Below are 17,050 nucleotides of genomic sequence, written 5' to 3'. Positions count from 1 at the left end.
GGAGGCTCCCCGGCACGCCCGCGGAAAGCGAAGCCGCCTGGAGCGGAAATCAACAGCCCAATTTAAACACACACCCTAAAATAAGGGGCTTTTTCATTGCCCTCGAATTTTTCAAGCCACTTTTTTTATGGATGTAAATGTATATAGCATTAAATTTGTAAATTATCAATCATTTTGATAATATAAGAGGAATATCTTATATTAAACATTAGGCAAACTAACGGTTTTTTAAGATTTTATTGTTTTTTATTTCCCATAAATGTACTTTTGTCATAAAATGAAAGTACAAGAGTATTTCCTCTTTTGAAGTAAATCATAATAGTATTATCTGCTTGGGGGTATTTAGTCCCTTCAATATGGAAACGGAAGGGAGAGGTTATGATGGAGATTGAACGAATTGATGATTATACTGTGAAATTCTACATTTCCTATGGTGATATTGAGGAAAGAGGCTTTGATCGTGAAGAGATTTGGTACAATCGCGAACGCAGTGAGGAACTCTTTTGGGAAATGATGGATGAAGTTCATGGTGAGGAAGATTTTGTAGTCGAAGGTCCGCTATGGATCCAAGTCCAAGCACTTGATAAAGGGTTAGAAGTTCTGGTTACGAAAGCCCAACTTTCAAAAGACGGACAAAAGTTTGAACTCCCTATTCCTAATGACAAAATGAAGGACATTCCAGGTGAAGAAAAAATTGAAGATCTCTTAGATCAGCATTTTACTCATCATTCTGATGACGATGAACTAATGCTTGAGGAGGAGAATTTGGAATTCCTGCTTGCCTTTAAGGATTTTGAGGATATAATTAGTTTATCGAATCGAGAAGGGTTAGATAATTTAGATACGAAGCTTTATCATTTTGATGGCAAATATTACTTATACACTGAATTTCCAGAAGATGTATATGAAGAAGATGAAATCGATGACATCCTCAGTGTATTACTGGAGTATGGCTACGAAACACAACTGACCATCCATCGAATACAGGAATATGGCAAAGAAATTATGCCAAACCATGTTTTCACAGAAATACGAAAATATTTTAGCTAACTATTATACCGATTTCAGATATGAAATCGGTTTTTTAATTGAAAATTTTGGCAGGTGAGTACTTTGAAAAACACGGTAAGGGTGCTAGTGTTTTTAACAATTATATCCGGACTATTGTTTTTCTTTAAGGACCAACTGGAAAGCGGTATCTTTGGTTTCTTGAGTGTTTTAATTACGCTGTCGGTCATTTTTATCAGCTTTGTCATATTTTTTGAGAATCGTCACCCGACACAAACACTTACTTGGTTAGTGGTATTGGGGAGTTTTCCGTTAATTGGCTTTATTTTTTATTTATTATTTGGCAGAAATTATCGGAAGGAAAGGATGTTCAGAAAAAAGTATTTTCTTGATAAACAGGCGTTTCTTACGGTCGAAGGGGAGGACGATCCTAGAAGCCAGGAGAAACGAAATTTAATGGGCCAGCATCAAGGAAAATTATTTCACTTGGCTCAAAAGTTGGGCAATAGTCCCATTTCTTTTGATACGGCTACAAAAGTCTTAACGAATGGAGAAGAGACTTTCCAGAATATTATTGAACAATTAAAACGAGCAAGACATCATATCCATCTTGAATATTATATTGTCCGCCATGATCATATTGGCCAGGAAATAAAGGAAATGCTAATTCAAAAGGCAAAAGAAGGGGTGAAAATCCGCTTTCTCTTTGATGCCGTCGGCTCCTGGCAGCTCTCTAAACAATATATTAGTGATTTGAGGAATGCAGGAATTGAAGCCATATCTTTTGGACCCGTTAAATTGCCGTTTTTAAATAATAAATTTAATTTTCGTAATCATAGAAAGATTATTGTCATCGATGGGACAATCGGCTTTGTTGGAGGCTTGAATATTGGTGATGAATATCTGGGTCGAAACAAAGAAATTGGCTTTTGGCGTGATACCCATTTAATGCTTAATGGAGAAGCCGTCCGGACGCTGCAGCTAATCTTTTTACAAGATTGGTATTACATGACCAATCATAGTTTCCTTACAGCAGAGTATTTATCTCCCCAACTCGATGATAAACGCCATGGTGGTGTACAGCTTATCGCTGGAGGACCAGATAATGAATGGAGTGTTATTAAAAATATCTTCTTCTCCATGATTGCATCGGCAGAAAAATCTGTCTGGATTGCTTCCCCTTATTTTATTCCTGATGAAGATATCTTCTCTGCTATTAAAGTGGCCGCACTTAGTGGAATTGATGTAAGGTTGCTTGTGCCAAATAAGCCTGACAAACGAATCGTTTTCCATGCTTCTAGATCATATTTTCCAGAACTGCTTGAAGCAGGTGTGAAGGTGTATGAATATGAACGCGGATTTATGCATAGTAAAATTATTATTGTAGATAACGAACTAGCTTCAATTGGCACAGCTAATATGGATATGCGGAGTTTCCATTTGAATTTTGAAGTAAATGCGTTTTTATTCCGGACTAATAGTACAGAAGAACTTGTGAAGGAATATATTAACGACCTGAAATTTGCAAGGCAGCTTGATTTGGATATCTTTCAACAAAGGCATTATGGCTTTCGAATTTTAGAATCGACTGCTCGGCTGCTCTCGCCCTTGCTTTAATAGGATTTGTAGAAACTCGTCGGAATACGACGAGTTTTCTTTGTGAATAAAAGGTGTTTCCGAGCTCAGAGTCGAATAATTAAAAGTATAAAAGGAAGGGGGAAAATTGTGTTAACTGCAATCACTAAAACAGGCAGGAAAGTTTGTCTCGGATTGAATTTCCAGAAGGAGACTCTGATCTTGCTGCGAAAAAAAGAGAAATTTATTTGTCCGATTTGTAACGAGTCTGTGGTATTAAAGCTGGGAGACCATAGAATATTTCATTTTGCTCATATTAACGGAAGTCAGTGCCGAAATACCTTTGAGAATGAAACACTAGAACATCTAGAAGGGAAGCGGCAGCTTTTTCAGTGGCTAATGAAACAAAAAATTCCGGCAGAATTAGAGTTTTATGATCGTCAAATTCAGCAACGGCCTGATATTATGTTCAAATATAAAGGTCAGAGGTATGCGCTGGAGTTTCAATGTTCTACATTACCGGATAAGATTTTCAATAAGAGAACACACGCGTATCTTGATAATGGTTATAAGCCTCTATGGATTATGTCAGGCAAACACATCCAACAAAGACGGAAAGATCTCCTCGCCTTGTCAAACTTCCATTATTCCTTTTTAAGACCATCTTCATCTGGGAGACTTTATATCCCCGCTTACTCCACTGAGCAACAACTCTTTCTATTAGTCGAATCTATTACTCCCTTTTCAATAAAGAATTCTTTTGTGGATATGTCAACCTTACCCATTCAATCCATTGAACTTAATTCCATCCTAGAGCCGATAAAAAACCATTCTCTTTCCTTAACCCGCTGGAACAAGGAAATGGAAAAATTTATTTTTAACTGGGCGCTCCATCCAAATGTCAGAAACAAGCTGTTTTTACAAGAAATCTATCATCATGGATTAAACCTCTTTCTCCTGCCCCCTGAAATTGGCCTGCCTGTTACACACTCCTTTCTTCTCGAAACTCCTCCGTTTATCTGGCAAACCTATATTTTTCTAGATTTAATAGCTAATAAAAAACCCGGTGATTACATTACCTTAAAAGAAGTGAACGCTTCCTTTCAGAAGAGAATTTATAAAAAACAGATTACCACACGTACACTGCCTCAACTAAGAAATATTCAGCCTATAACAGCATTCATAGAGTATTTACAGCTGCTTGAAAAATTAAAGATCCTTTCTAGAAAGGAGGATGAAGTGAATTTTAGATTAACCAGAATGATTATTCTCCCCCGATCGAATAGTGAAAGGGAACAGTCAAAACAGTTCTTCTTAGAGAAAAATAATCATATTTTATTCAGGTAATAAGGGGGTAATTTTCATACTCTATTCTTGATAAGGCTATAATATAAATGGACCGAATTTCGTTTGCTTAAAAGGAATTAAGGGAAATAAGGAGAATAACTTAGTAGTAAGTTTTTCCAAATGGAATGAATGGAGGAAGAGTAATGGCAAGTGAAACTAAAGTAAAGCAGCTGCCAGCAAGAAGTGAAATACTGGTTGACGATACGTGGAAATTAGAAGATATTTTTGCAAGTGACCAAGATTGGGAAAAAGAATATCAAGAGGTTAAAAATCAAATTGCTGGTATCAAGGAATACGAAGGTAAATTAGCTGAAAGTGCTGAAACGCTCTATAAAGCTCTTCAGTATCAGGACCAGCTATTAGAGCGAATCGGCAAGCTCTATACATATTCACATATGCGTTACGATCAAGATACAACCAATTCTTTTTATCAAGGCTTGGATGATAGAATGAAAAATCTCTACGCCCAAGCAGCAAGCCAGCTTGCATTTATTGTGCCAGAAATTTTATCAATTGACGAGGGGAAAGTAAGTAGTTTCTTAAAAGAGAAATCCGAATTAAAGTTATATGAACATGCACTCGAAGAAATTAATTTACAAAGACCCCATGTGCTTAGTGCGGAGCAGGAAGCATTATTAGCAGAAGCAAGTGAAGTGATGGATGCATCCAGCAATACATTTGGTATGTTGAACAATGCAGATATAGAGTTCCCGACTATTAAAGATGAAAACGGAGAAGAAGTTGAAGTGACTCATGGGCGTTACAGCCGCTTTTTGGAAAGTGCTGATCAACGTGTAAGAAGCGACGCTTTTAAAGCCGTCTATAAGACGTATGGGGCATTTAAAAACACCTTTGCAAGTACCTTAAGCGGGAATGTAAAGAAGGATAATTTCAATGCCAGAGTTCGTAAGTATGACTCTGCAAGGCATGCGGCCCTTTCGGGAAACAACATCCCAGAAAGTGTTTATGATAACCTCGTAACGACTGTGACGGAAAATCTGCACCTGCTGCATCGCTATGTGAAGCTTCGTAAAAAGGTCCTTGGACTTGAGGAACTTCATATGTATGATTTATATACTCCGCTAGTTAAAGATGTAAAAATGGAAATCAAGTATGAGGATGCAAAAGACCTTGTAATTAAAGGGCTTGCTCCATTAGGGGAAGAATATTCGAACATTCTTAAAGAAGGGTTTGAAAACCGCTGGGTGGATGTCCACGAAAATAAAGGAAAACGCAGCGGCGCCTATTCATCCGGGGCATATGGGACTCATCCATATATCTTGATGAACTGGCAGGATAATGTAAATAATTTATTTACACTAGCTCATGAATTTGGCCATTCCGTGCATAGTTACTATACTCGAAAGAATCAGCCGTATGCTTATGGCAATTACTCCATTTTCGTAGCAGAAGTAGCTTCAACCTGTAACGAGGCACTTCTTAACGACTATTTGTTAAAAACGATTGATGATGAGCAAAAAAGAATTTATCTGTTAAACCACTATTTAGAAGGCTTTAGAGGGACTGTGTTCCGCCAGACGATGTTTGCTGAATTTGAGCATTTAATACATCAAAAGGCACAGAATAATGAGGCGTTGACGGCGGATTCATTAACCGAAGCATATTATGCATTAAACAAGAAGTATTATGGTGAAGAAGATATAATCATCGATGAGGAAATCGGATTAGAATGGGCAAGAATTCCTCATTTCTATTACAACTATTATGTCTATCAATATGCTACCGGATTTAGTGCTGCGACAGCATTAAGCAAACAAATTCTCGAGGAAGGCGAGCCGGCAGTGAAACGTTATATTGAAGAATTCTTAAGTGCGGGAAGCTCGGACTATCCAATCGAAGTACTTAAGAAAGCTGGAGTAGATATGACGAGTGCTGCGCCAATAGAGGATGCATGTAAAGTATTTGAAGAAAAGTTAAATGAATTAGAGAAGTTGTTATCTTAAAAAGTAAGGGATGGAGCCAAGAATAGCTCCATCCCTTTTAAAATCCTCTAAATCGTTTACGATCATTTAGATACACTATAAATATTAGGATAGAAGTAAACAGGATCGGGGCACTTAATAGCATCGGGAAAATATGCATGAATGCAAGCAGGTTTAGAAAAAAGGCAATCACCAGAAATAGGGCCAGGATGATATAAGGTATTTTACCCAAAGTAGATTCCACCTTTTTGTATCAATTAGTAGTATTCTATTGTCCATTCCGTGAATATATGACTTTTTGACAATTATGTGAAATAAAGCACAAACTTATTGTCATAGACTCTAATCGCATGGTATATTTTATACGTGAAGTTGATCACAACAAACATATACCCCTTTGTTTGACCGTGAAAAATTTCTCCCATCCCCTTTGTTCGTATTAATAGAAAAATGCCTTTCAGCTCCGGAAGCTGCAAGGCATTTTGCATTTTTACAAAATCAAAAAGAAATGCCAATCGTCATGATTGACATTTCTTTATTCATCAATATATCGCCAAAAGGTGCCGTACTTTGCAGGTATTTGCTCGACTACCTGCTTTAACAAAAGCTTTTTCATTTCCCGTTCAATTTGTGAGATAGACATATTGTAAACTACTGCGATCTCCTTAGAAGCGACTAGCTTAAAAAACTTCAGAAACGATTCCAGGGAAGGGGGTTGTGATTTCACAGGCCTTTCCGACAGCATCTCTTCAAGTATTTGGACATAGACTTCGTAAGGGTAGGACCCAGCAATCTTGATTCCTTCATCTTCAATATTTTCATTAAAAAAAACAAGCGTAGGAATTTCATTTACATCCATTTCGGATGTTATTTTTAGATCACATTGAAAGGCTTTGGCCGCACTGTCGGAATGTATATCTTTCATAAATTCCTCGACATCTAATCCCGAACGATAAGCACATTCCTTCAACACCTCAAGATTTGACGTGTTCTGTTTTTCTAAGAATATCATTTCCTGGATCCGGCGAAAAAACCGTAAACCGGCTCGTCTTCCTTGTAATTCAGCAGCCTTAATGGCTATGGAGACAATATAAGGATTATCTATGGGATTTTCTAACCAAAGGCTGCCGTCACATGACATTCCCGACCTGCTTGCTGTTTTTTCCCAAACTTGAGCCATATTCTCAAAGTTCTTTTTTCTGCTCAGATTTAAATTAGCTAAACGTCCGCTTAATACATGTTTAATGGAAAAATATCTGCCATATTCTATATGCAGCTTTTTAAGAATCGGCTCTAATGCCCAGCATTCAGGGCATAATGGGTCAATAAACATATAAATTTCAATTGGTTTTTTATCATTGCCATTCATTGGTTTCTGGGGCACTGGTGATGAAGGATTATTCACGATTTTCACCTGGAATTTCACCATCATCTGGTGTGTTAATCATATGTTGGGCTGTAAGGTATAACCTTGAATAAAATTCATCTCTTAACTGCCCTTCTAGTCCGACCATATCCATTGCTTTGTTCATACAAGATAACCAAGCCCTCGCACGAGTTGGTGTGACCGGAAATGGCAAATGACGTGCACGCATCATTGGGTGTCCATGTTCATCTGTATAAAGAGGAGGCCCTCCTAAATATTGAGTCAAAAATTGTTTTTGTTTCCTGGCAATTTCGGAAAATTGATTCGGAAAAATGGGTGCAAGGTCAGGATGTTGTGCAACAAGGCTATAGAAAGTGTCGACAAGTCGGTACAGCTTTTCTTCACCAATTTTTTCAAAAGGTGTAAGCTTTTTCTCAATCATGTTGACAACTCCTTTCTTCTTTATTGTATTCATATTTTAACAATGCCATTTTTATATCTCAAATGAATTGCTTGAAATGGCTAAATTTTAAGGCAGGCTATTGTTTTTATGTAAATTAAAGATTAACTTTGTTTATATTTCTGCTCATAGAATCTGCGTACTTTATTTTTAGTTTCCCGTTGTGGAATATTAAATTGCTTTAGCAGCTCCTGAAAAGATATTTTCCCCTCTTCATAGTTTTCTACTTCAAACTCCATTTCATAATCTTCATGCTGAAGGAAAATACTGTGGTCAAGAACGAGCAATCCATTTTTATAGGCAAATTCAGCTCGGTTTGTAATAAGAGACCCAAAAAATTCAATTTTGGAAAAAGGAATATTACCTTCCTCAATTAAATTTTTTATTTGGCCGTTTGGCAGCCTGCCATGGTTCAGTGCTGCAGAGGTTTCTGCTTTTGTTAACAATTGGTTAGTTTCAAGAAGTCCAATCTCCATTGGCTGTTTCAGAGTCATCACATATTCTGCCCCTTTTTTTCTAATCCTCAATGCACAGCGGGCATTTTTTAATGCAAAATCAGGAGTATCAAAGTAATGGTTTTCCTGAGTGAAAACTTGATTTGCTCCAATATTAAATTCAACTAAAATTCCTTCATATTCTGCTTTGGTAAGCATATTTTTAAACTCAATTTCTATATTCTGTGACATCTTTTTCTTCCTTTCAGCCTAGCGATAACTTAATCATAACTATGAACTTTGGATGATGTCTAGTTTCTGATGAAAGGCTTTCTTTTAAAAATACAATCATTGGGTGAAATGGTCTAATTATGCTAAAATAGGAAGGTGAAAGATGGAGGTTTAAAAAATGAAACAGAAAATAATCATTGAAACGGCAGCGATAAGCGGCCATACATTACTATTAACAACAGATCATTCCATTAACGGGTTAATTCCTGCCGAACAAATACTTGTTGATTCAGACAATCACACATTCATCTATTTAATGGAAGATCAGGAAGACTATACATATATCGTACTGCCGGAGTCTATATGGCCTTCTTTAAAGACGGCCAGTACTCAAAAACTACAGGTACACATTAGAGCCAATGAAGAACAAATCGAACTTAAAAACTTTAACGATGAGTTTGAGTATATACTGAGTAACATAAAGGGCAACAGTAACTATGGTGATAAATTGGTTACGAAAGTTGAGGAATTTTTCTAATCTGTTTGGAAAAGGAAGAAATGGAAATCGTTTCGCTTTTCTAAGCAAATTGTTCTTCGAGGTGAAATCATGAAGCATTGGGATCAATTTATAGCCCCATATAAACAAGCGGTATCGGAATTAAAAGTGAAATTAAAAGGAATGAGGGGGCAATATGAGTTGGATTCTGCTCATTCCCCGATTGAATTTGTAACAGGACGGGTAAAACCAATAGCAAGTATCCTCGATAAAGCAAACCAAAAAGGGATTCCGCTTGAGAGACTGGAAGAAGAAGTGCAGGATATCGCTGGTATTCGAATTATGTGCCAGTTTGTCGATGATATTCATACTGTAGTAAATTTATTAAGAATACGTAACGATTTTGAAATTGTAGAGGAAAGGGATTATATTTCTCACGAAAAAACAAGTGGTTACCGTTCCTATCATGTAGTGATTCAATATCCTGTGCAAACCATTCACGGTGAAAAAAAAATACTCGCCGAAATTCAAATAAGAACGCTGGCGATGAACTTTTGGGCTACAATTGAACATTCGCTTAACTATAAATATAAAGGGGCTTTTCCGACTGATATTAAAATGAGACTGCAAAGAGCTGCAGAAGCTGCCTTCCGTCTTGACGAGGAAATGTCTTTAATTCGCGGGGAAATCCAAGAAGCTCAAGCATTTTTTACAAGAAAAAAAGAATCGGCACAAGAAGAAACCAATTAAAGTGACGCCCGCCAAATGAATGACTATTTGTAAGGAGAAAATAAGATGAAATTTGCGATTACTTCCAAAGGAGATCAAAAGTCAAATATACTCATGCATAAAATGAGAACCTATTTACTTGATTTTGATCTGATCTATGATGAAGACCAACCTGATATTGTTGTTTCCATAGGCGGCGATGGAACCCTGCTCTATGCGTTCCATCGCTACTCAAGCCGGCTTAGTAAGACCGCTTTTGTCGGAATCCATACAGGTCACCTGGGATTTTATGCGGACTGGATTCCGGATGAGATTGAAAAGCTGGTGATTGCTATTGCCAAAACTCCGTATCAAGTCGTAGAGTACCCGCTCCTTGAAGTCATTATCCGTTACACGCATGCAGGAAAAGAGTCCCGTTATCTAGCACTTAATGAATCAACGGTAAAAAGTGTGGAGGGCACACTTGTAATGGATGTGGAAATCCGTGGAGAGCACTTCGAACGGTTCCGCGGTGATGGGTTATGTGTATCCACCCCATCAGGCAGCACTGCTTATAATAAAGCGCTGGGCGGTGCCATTATTCACCCATCCATATCGGCCATTCAAGTAGCTGAGATGGCCTCTATAAATAACAGAGTGTTCCGGACAGTTGGTTCACCTCTTATACTGCCGGCCCATCATACGTGCATGATGAAACCGGTAAAAAGATCTGACTTTCAGATAACGGTTGATCACTTAACCCTGCTGCATAAGGACGTAAAATCAATCCAATTTAGAGTGCCGGAAGAAAAGATCCGCTTTGCCCGCTTTAGACCCTTTCCTTTTTGGAAAAGGGTACATGATTCATTTATCTCTGATTAAACCGGAGGACCTTTTATGGCAGCACGTTTCAAATTAACCTGGATCATTGATGAGAGAAGTTCAGGGGAACAAATTAAGGATTTTTTGAAACATGAGGAAATATCGCGAATTGCTCTGACAGATATAAAATTTAAAGGCGGCACTATTCTTGTAAATGATGAAGAGGTAAACGTCAGGTATAAGTTAAATACTGGTGATTCATTGACGGTCTTTTTCCCGCCTGAAATCCCTAGTGAGGGTGTACGCGCTGAAGACATTCCCATGGATATTTTGTATGAAGATGAATATTTATTGGTAGTAAACAAACCGGCCATGATGAACACAATACCATCCCGTGAACATCCAAATGGCAGTCTTGCCAATGCTTTGGTCGGTTATTATCACCAAAAGGGAATTCAAGCCACCTCTCATATAGTTACAAGGCTTGACCGTGATACATCTGGTATCGTATTAATTGCCAAACACCGTCATGTTCACCATCTATTCAGTAAGATGCAGCAGCAGGGACAGATAAAAAGGACATATGAGGCTTTTGCAGGCGGCGGGGTGCTGGCAGCCAATCATGGTACCATTAAAGAACCTATTGGCCGAAAATCGGACAGCATTATCGAGAGGGAAGTACGTCAAGACGGTCAATACGCTTGTACACATTATCGGCTAATCAAGAGGTATGAGGCATTTACCCATATCGAGCTCCGACTTGAAACAGGGAGGACACATCAGATTAGAGTCCATATGTCTTTCTTAGGTCATCCGTTGCTCGGAGATGATTTGTATGGAGGGGATATTTCGTTAATTGAGCGGCAAGCCCTTCATTGTAAAAGGATAGAATTTCTTCATCCGTTTTATAAAGAGGAGATGTTGTTTTCAGCTTCACTTCCTCAAGATATGAATAACATGTTAAAAGGCTGATCAGCATTTATTGCGGTCAGCCTTGTTATTTTTCAACTTTATTACATATACGTAAAATTAATCAAAACATTTAAATTTTTCCTCCACATATGGCATAGTAGAAGGAACAGACACCAATTCCATTTCCGGATACCGTAAAGCGGTAAGTTTATTGCCAAAAACAGCTCCAGTATCAATGTTATACGTATTATTGATCAATCGTGGTTCTTTCACAGGAGTATGACCATAGACAATGCAAGCATCGCCATGATAATTTTTTGCCCAATCAAGTCTAACCGGTGTCCCATCGGGATTCTTCTTACCGGTAATATCTCCATAGAGGACAAATTCCTTTACCTTTCCATGTGTTTGGCCGATATATTCTTTTTTGATTCCGGCATGAGCGATAACGAGCTTCCCTTTGTCTAATACTAAATAGAGTGGGGCCTTTTCATACAATTCGATAAATTTTTTACGAATGGACTGCTGATCTTTTTTATATAATGATTCATACTCTGCGACAGTTGTTTCTAGGCCATGTGTAACTTGCACCTTATTCCCAAGAAAATAACGATAAAGCTTATTGCAATGATTGCCTGGTGTATAGTGGGCATCCTGGCGATTAATAACCAGCTGCCAAACGACTTCAATCACCTTAATCGACTCTGGTCCTCTGTCAGTTAAATCACCGACAAAGCCGAGTTTTCTGCCGTCAAAGTGGACGGGCAGACCCGTATCCCAGCGATAGCCAAGCTTTTCAGTCAGCTCTTTAAACTCATTAAAACAGCCATGAATATCACCGATAATATCAATTTTCATAGGATCCATCCCCTGTAAGTTTGTTTATTTTAAAATAACTCCTATTATGGAAGGTGGTATAAACAATGGAACAACATGTGTCAGTTATTTCATTGCTTGTCGTTGTAACAACCGCATTTATCACTCCAATTATCCTGCATCGATTAAAATTAAATTTTATGCCGGTAGTGGTCGCTGAGATTATTATGGGTCTTATCATCGGAAAAAGCGGTTTTAATATTGTGCATGAGGATGCATGGCTGTCTACCCTTTCGACGCTTGGTTTCATTTTTCTTATGTTTTTAAGCGGGCTGGAAATTGATTTTACTGCATTTAGCGGCAGTAAAAAACGAAAGATCCTTCCAAATGGAAAAACAGAGCCCAATACATTTGTCGCTGCTACGGCTATTTTTGCAGGAATCTTTATCTTTTCCCTAGCATTATCTTATGTATTTGTCCTGGCAGGATTCATCGACAATGCCTTTTTGATGACGTTAATTATTTCTACGATATCACTTGGAGTAGTCGTTCCTACATTAAAAGAAGCTCATTTGATGAAAACGGTCATAGGGCAAATTATCTTACTTATTGCCGTTATTGCTGATTTAGTGACGATGATATTATTAGCCGTGTTTGTTTCAATTTATGAGGCCGGGCATGGGAATACATGGCTTCTTTTGATTTTATTTGCTGCCGGGGTTGTCCTTTATGTTATTGGTAAGAAGTTTAAAACACGTACATTTATTGAAACATTGTCCACAGGGACTGTCCAGATTGGCACTAGGGCAGTTTTTACGCTAATCATAGTATTAGTAGGTTTATCGGAAACCGTTGGAGCAGAGAATATCCTTGGGGCCTTTCTAGCGGGGGTTTTAGTTTCACTATTGTCTCCCAATCAGGAATTGGTGCATAAACTGGATTCTTTTGGCTACGGCTTTTTAATCCCTATCTTTTTTGTGATGGTTGGGGTCAATCTTGATGTTTGGTCACTTTTTAGCGAAAAAAAACTGCTTTTACTCATACCGCTTCTATTGATTGGCCTGCTGTTATCAAAACTTGTACCGGTTTACCTTTTAAAAATTTGGTATGATACCAAAACCGTTATTTCGTCCGGCTTCTTGCTTACCTCAACCCTATCCCTGGTGATTGCTGCTGCCACTATTGGAGAGAGGATGGAGGTCATTACACCACAGATGAGTGGTACTTTGATCTTGGTTGCGGTCATCACGTCTATTTTTACACCGATGGTTTTTAAAAAGCTCTTTCCCATGGAGGCAGCGGCTAATAAAAAGGTCCAAGTTGCGTTCTTGGGTGTTAACTCTGTGACTTTGTCTTTATCGCAAGAGTTAAAGTCCGGACTTTATGATCCGGTGTTGTATCATCCGAAAATGGAAAAATCAGATAAACAAATTGCTGATTCTCTATTTGAAATTATTGAAATTGAAGATTACTCCATAGACTCGCTTGAACAAGTAAATGTTTTTGATTCGGACATTGTTGTTACCTCAACCGGTAATGACGAATTAAACGCAGAACTCTCTATTACAGCAAAGGAAAAAGGGGTCGGAAGGGCGATTGCCAGAATTGAAACTACGGAACTGGAGCAAGCCTTGCGCGAACAAAACATTGAAGTGTTTTCATCTCTAATGTCAACGAAAACACTGTTAAGAGCATTAATTGAATCACCGACAGTCATGAATATCTTAACAAATCAAGAGACTGGATTATATGAAATCACCATGTTGAATAGGAATTTTGCTGGAATGCCAATACGTCAATTTCCTTTTACAGGTGATGTGATTTTTGTCCGAATCTTTAGAGGGAAAGATTCCATTGTTCCGCATGGTGATACTGAATTGCAAATGGATGACCGTTTGATTGTAACAGGTTCAACAGAATATGTGGATGAATTAAAAAGAGAATTGGAATTTTGGTGAGATCTGAGTAAAGAGATTGGGAAAGAATAAGGTTGGAACCTTTTCATTTCTGGTGAAGTAGTGTAAAATTAGTACCAAGTACTAATATCATGTAATTATAGTGGGAGGACTTTTTCAATATGGATCTTTCTGGAAAAACATTTGTTGTTATGGGTGTGGCCAACAAACGCAGTATCGCTTGGGGAATTGCCCGTTCACTTCATACCGCAGGGGCAAGATTAATTTTTACATATGCCGGAGAAAGAATTGAGAGTAGTGTTCGTGATTTAGCTAACTCTTTAGAGGCAGAGGGAACCATCGTACTGCCTTGTGATGTAACAAATGATGAAGCGATTACTACCTGTTTTGCACAAATAAAGGAAGCAGTCGGTACCATCCACGGGGTTGCACATTGTATTGCGTTCGCAAAAACCGAAGATTTAAAAGGTGAATTTGTGAATACGTCTAGAGATGGGTTCCTGCTTGCACAAAATATCAGCTCTTATTCACTGACAGCTGTGGCGAAAGAGGCGCGTCCATTAATGACGGAAGGAGGCAGTATTGTTACATTAACATACCTAGGCGGTGAGCGTGCCATCCCGAATTATAACGTAATGGGTGTAGCAAAGGCCTCATTAGATGCTAGTGTCCGCTACCTTGCTGCTGACTTAGGAAAGGATAATATCCGCGTGAATTCCATTTCTGCCGGCCCGATCCGTACGCTTTCAGCTAAAGCGATTGGAGAGTTTAATTCTATTTTAAATGAAATTGAAGAAAAAGCACCATTACGCAGAACGACGACTCCTGAAGAAGTCGGTGACACTGCTGTATTCCTTTTCAGTGATTTCTCCCGCGGCATTACGGGGGAAAATATCCACGTTGACTCCGGTTACCATATTCTATAAACCATCCAAGCCTGCTTATCTTTTAGCAGGTTTTTTTATTTATCATAAAATGAACCTGGATAGGCATATCGCATATATATAACGTGTGGGATTACGTAATGAGGAGGTGGAAATGCTTGTCAACAAAAAAAAATCAAAGCCCTCTGTTATACATTCATCAGACGTTTAATAGGGCTCCTTCAACTACAAACATGCAGGAAGTATATACTAATCGGCGGGAACAGGAACTACTTGAGGAGGAGCTGCCGCTGGAAGAAGACAGTAACAATACGATTTCCCTTGCTCAAAAAGATTTACTTCATGAGGATAGAGCTGAAAAGGAGCAGCCAGAGGTAAATTCACCTGTTAAATCTGAAAGGCCGGGGGCTAAATTACCTGTCAAGCTTGAAAAGTCAGGAGCTAAATTACCTGTTAACTCTGAACAGCCGGAGGTTAAATTACCTGTTAAACCTGAACAGCTGGAAACTAAATTGCCTGCAAAATCTGAACGGGAAGAGGTAAATACACCAGTTAAACCACAGGGAAAACAGCGGTCTCCAATAAAAAGGGTGAAACCATTTAAAGAGATGGGGCTATATGAACGCTTAGACTATCTTCTTAACTTTCCAAAAGTTCTTCCCCCTGTACCATGCGTCTTTTATACAGCGGAAGGTAACTTTCAAGGTTATCTAACAGAATACACTGACCAGCACGTTACCATACGATTCCACGACCAAACAATTAGAACAATTCCATTAGAGCATATGAATAATGTTGTCATGATTGGGATTAAGCGGTAATTTTTAAAATCAATAAAAAGCCAGCCGATTGACGACTGGCTCATTTGTTATACGCCTGCTCTACTCATTAAATTAACGGTAAACCGCCTTTTTAATTCAACTGTATGGTGCAGTCTTAATCGCAAAGCCCTAGGTTAACATCTGCGATACATTGTACTGCACAGAAACAGCTTAAATCAACAGTGATACAATCTCTGCTTGCGCGGAATCTGTCTACTTTACAAACCTTTTTAAGGTCGATACCGCATTTATCTCCTGAAACCAGGTTAACAGGTGCAAATTGTCCATCGTTATCACGATGACCTGGTACTAACACACGGAGAGTTGCACAGCAGTTATCGAATACATCTTCGACGCGGAAATAGATAGATACACATGCGTCACATTCGTCCGTTAAGAATGCATGAAATGGAGTTCCATCTGCAGTACTTAGAACAAATACCCTTGTATCAACTGGGTCCCTCCTTACAGGTGACACCATCGATCCAAGCGGTTCTGTAAAGCAGCTAGTACACTCAGTACATTCCTCTTCAGCTGCTTCAACAGCGTTATCTTGAATATCCTTAATGGCACGAACTACCTGACAAACACAGTTTTCATCATGGAAGTTGTTATTATTTTTTCCACAACCCATTTATTTTTCCTCCTTATTCCGTTTTATCTTACAGTAATAACATATTGCCGAGTGCACTTTTGGGTAACGGACAAACGCCTTGTTTGTAAAAATTAGGCTGGTCAATCATCTATTTAAGTAGAGAAAGGATATTAGCCGGTATGAATATAACCTTTTTAACCTTGAGTATTTTATCTCTGGCAAGCTTTCGGCTGACGAGACTGCTTGTCTTTGATCGAATCTTCGAGTTTGTTCGTGAACCATTTTTTGAAGAAGTGACGGAAGAACATGACGGGGAAATTGAGATTTATTATGTTCCAAAGAAATCTGGTATTAAAAAGTTTATAGGTGAACTGCTTAGTTGTTATTGGTGTACAGGAGTATGGTCAGCCGCCTTTATCGTCGGTTTTCATTATGTTTGTCCAGAAATCTCCAGGCCAATTATTTTGATTCTGGCGGTAGCCGGTTTTGCTTCTTTAATAGAACTTTTTGTTCAACATTTTATTGAAAAATAAATCGTTCGTGGAGACAAGATTGACGAGATGCACATATTCTAATTAGTAGCAATAAATGATAAGAGGAGAGGATTTGAATGAATAATAAAAAGCAGAGCAAACAAACATCACAATCTGTTCGTAAAACGTCTTCTACTAAAAGGAGTAAAGGGTGCGGCTGCAGTAAAAAAACATTAAAATAGA

Annotated in this window: 17 protein-coding genes; 12 read left to right on the top strand and 5 right to left on the bottom strand. The window is 38.3% G+C overall.

Translation table 11 applies throughout. The annotated features are described in order from the left end of the window. The first annotated feature begins 381 nt into the window (after positions 1-381). The 4 genes from mecA (at position 382) to pepF (ending at position 5,894) form a co-directional block, all read left to right on the top strand. Positions 382-1,050 (top strand): adaptor protein MecA, encoded by a 669-nt coding sequence (mecA, locus tag GXK58_RS06200; protein WP_160720909.1) that lies wholly within the window; start codon positions 382-384, stop codon positions 1,048-1,050. Between the two features lie 63 nt (positions 1,051-1,113). Then, positions 1,114-2,625: a cardiolipin synthase gene (cls, locus tag GXK58_RS06195; protein ID WP_160720833.1), complete on the top strand. Its 1,512-nt coding sequence runs from the start codon at positions 1,114-1,116 to the stop codon at positions 2,623-2,625. Positions 2,626-2,733: 108 nt separating this feature from the next. After that, a complete protein-coding gene (locus tag GXK58_RS06190; protein ID WP_160720831.1) occupies positions 2,734-3,930 on the top strand; it encodes a competence protein CoiA in 1,197 nt (398 codons plus the stop codon). Between the two features lie 143 nt (positions 3,931-4,073). Continuing rightward, positions 4,074-5,894, top strand: coding sequence for an oligoendopeptidase F (gene pepF / locus GXK58_RS06185; protein WP_160720829.1), 1,821 nt, complete (start codon positions 4,074-4,076; stop codon positions 5,892-5,894). A 514-nt stretch (positions 5,895-6,408) separates the two neighbouring features. On the opposite strand, the gene GXK58_RS06180 is transcribed toward pepF, so the two are convergent. The 3 genes from GXK58_RS06180 to GXK58_RS06170 all read right to left on the bottom strand — a co-directional run bounded on the left by GXK58_RS06180 (position 6,409) and on the right by GXK58_RS06170 (position 8,385). Continuing rightward, positions 6,409-7,242 carry a ClpXP adapter SpxH family protein gene (locus tag GXK58_RS06180; RefSeq protein ID WP_160720908.1) on the bottom strand — a complete coding sequence of 278 codons (834 nt, stop codon included), beginning with the start codon at positions 7,240-7,242 and terminating at the stop codon, positions 6,409-6,411. A gap of 28 nt (positions 7,243-7,270) precedes the next feature. Further along, positions 7,271-7,681 carry a globin domain-containing protein gene (locus GXK58_RS06175; RefSeq protein WP_160720827.1) on the bottom strand — a complete coding sequence of 137 codons (411 nt, stop codon included), beginning with the start codon at positions 7,679-7,681 and terminating at the stop codon, positions 7,271-7,273. A gap of 122 nt (positions 7,682-7,803) precedes the next feature. Continuing rightward, complete coding sequence (locus tag GXK58_RS06170) at positions 7,804-8,385, bottom strand: CYTH domain-containing protein (protein WP_160720825.1); 582 nt, start codon at positions 8,383-8,385, stop codon at positions 7,804-7,806. A 157-nt stretch (positions 8,386-8,542) separates the two neighbouring features. Between GXK58_RS06170 and GXK58_RS06165 the strand changes: the two genes are divergently transcribed. From GXK58_RS06165 to GXK58_RS06150, 4 genes are all read left to right on the top strand, one after another. Then, complete coding sequence (locus GXK58_RS06165) at positions 8,543-8,902, top strand: hypothetical protein (protein ID WP_160720823.1); 360 nt, start codon at positions 8,543-8,545, stop codon at positions 8,900-8,902. Positions 8,903-8,971: 69 nt separating this feature from the next. Then, positions 8,972-9,610, top strand: a complete 639-nt coding sequence (locus GXK58_RS06160) for a GTP pyrophosphokinase (protein WP_160720821.1) — start codon at positions 8,972-8,974, stop codon at positions 9,608-9,610. A 45-nt stretch (positions 9,611-9,655) separates the two neighbouring features. Next, entirely contained in the window at positions 9,656-10,450 is a 795-nt protein-coding gene (locus GXK58_RS06155) for an NAD kinase (RefSeq protein WP_160720819.1), read from the top strand. Between the two features lie 15 nt (positions 10,451-10,465). Next, a complete protein-coding gene (locus GXK58_RS06150; protein WP_160720817.1) occupies positions 10,466-11,362 on the top strand; it encodes an RluA family pseudouridine synthase in 897 nt (298 codons plus the stop codon). Positions 11,363-11,419: 57 nt separating this feature from the next. On the opposite strand, the gene prpE is transcribed toward GXK58_RS06150, so the two are convergent. Then, positions 11,420-12,160 carry a bis(5'-nucleosyl)-tetraphosphatase PrpE gene (prpE, locus tag GXK58_RS06145; RefSeq protein ID WP_160720815.1) on the bottom strand — a complete coding sequence of 247 codons (741 nt, stop codon included), beginning with the start codon at positions 12,158-12,160 and terminating at the stop codon, positions 11,420-11,422. Between the two features lie 65 nt (positions 12,161-12,225). On the opposite strand from prpE, the gene GXK58_RS06140 reads away from it, so the two are divergent. The 3 genes from GXK58_RS06140 (at position 12,226) to GXK58_RS06130 (ending at position 15,739) form a co-directional block, all read left to right on the top strand. Beyond that, on the top strand, positions 12,226-14,076 hold the full coding sequence (locus GXK58_RS06140) for a monovalent cation:proton antiporter family protein (protein WP_160720813.1): 1,851 nt from the start codon (positions 12,226-12,228) through the stop codon (positions 14,074-14,076). 119 nt (positions 14,077-14,195) lie between these two features. Continuing rightward, complete coding sequence (gene fabI / locus GXK58_RS06135; RefSeq protein WP_160720811.1) at positions 14,196-14,960, top strand: enoyl-ACP reductase FabI; 765 nt, start codon at positions 14,196-14,198, stop codon at positions 14,958-14,960. Between the two features lie 116 nt (positions 14,961-15,076). After that, the gene (locus GXK58_RS06130; RefSeq protein WP_160720809.1) at positions 15,077-15,739 is read left to right on the top strand and encodes a CotO family spore coat protein; all 663 of its coding nucleotides are present in this window, start codon (positions 15,077-15,079) and stop codon (positions 15,737-15,739) included. A 115-nt stretch (positions 15,740-15,854) separates the two neighbouring features. On the opposite strand, the gene GXK58_RS06125 is transcribed toward GXK58_RS06130, so the two are convergent. Next, positions 15,855-16,373: a CotY/CotZ family spore coat protein gene (locus tag GXK58_RS06125; RefSeq protein WP_160720807.1), complete on the bottom strand. Its 519-nt coding sequence runs from the start codon at positions 16,371-16,373 to the stop codon at positions 15,855-15,857. A 140-nt stretch (positions 16,374-16,513) separates the two neighbouring features. On the opposite strand from GXK58_RS06125, the gene GXK58_RS06120 reads away from it, so the two are divergent. Then, positions 16,514-16,867: a DUF1360 domain-containing protein gene (locus GXK58_RS06120; RefSeq protein ID WP_160720805.1), complete on the top strand. Its 354-nt coding sequence runs from the start codon at positions 16,514-16,516 to the stop codon at positions 16,865-16,867. Positions 16,868-17,050 lie beyond the last annotated feature (183 nt).

It is taken from the genome of Bacillus sp. USDA818B3_A, from assembly GCF_009928415.1.
Taxonomy (GTDB): domain Bacteria; phylum Bacillota; class Bacilli; order Bacillales; family Cytobacillaceae; genus Neobacillus.
This window is presented reverse-complemented; position numbering and strand designations above follow the sequence as displayed.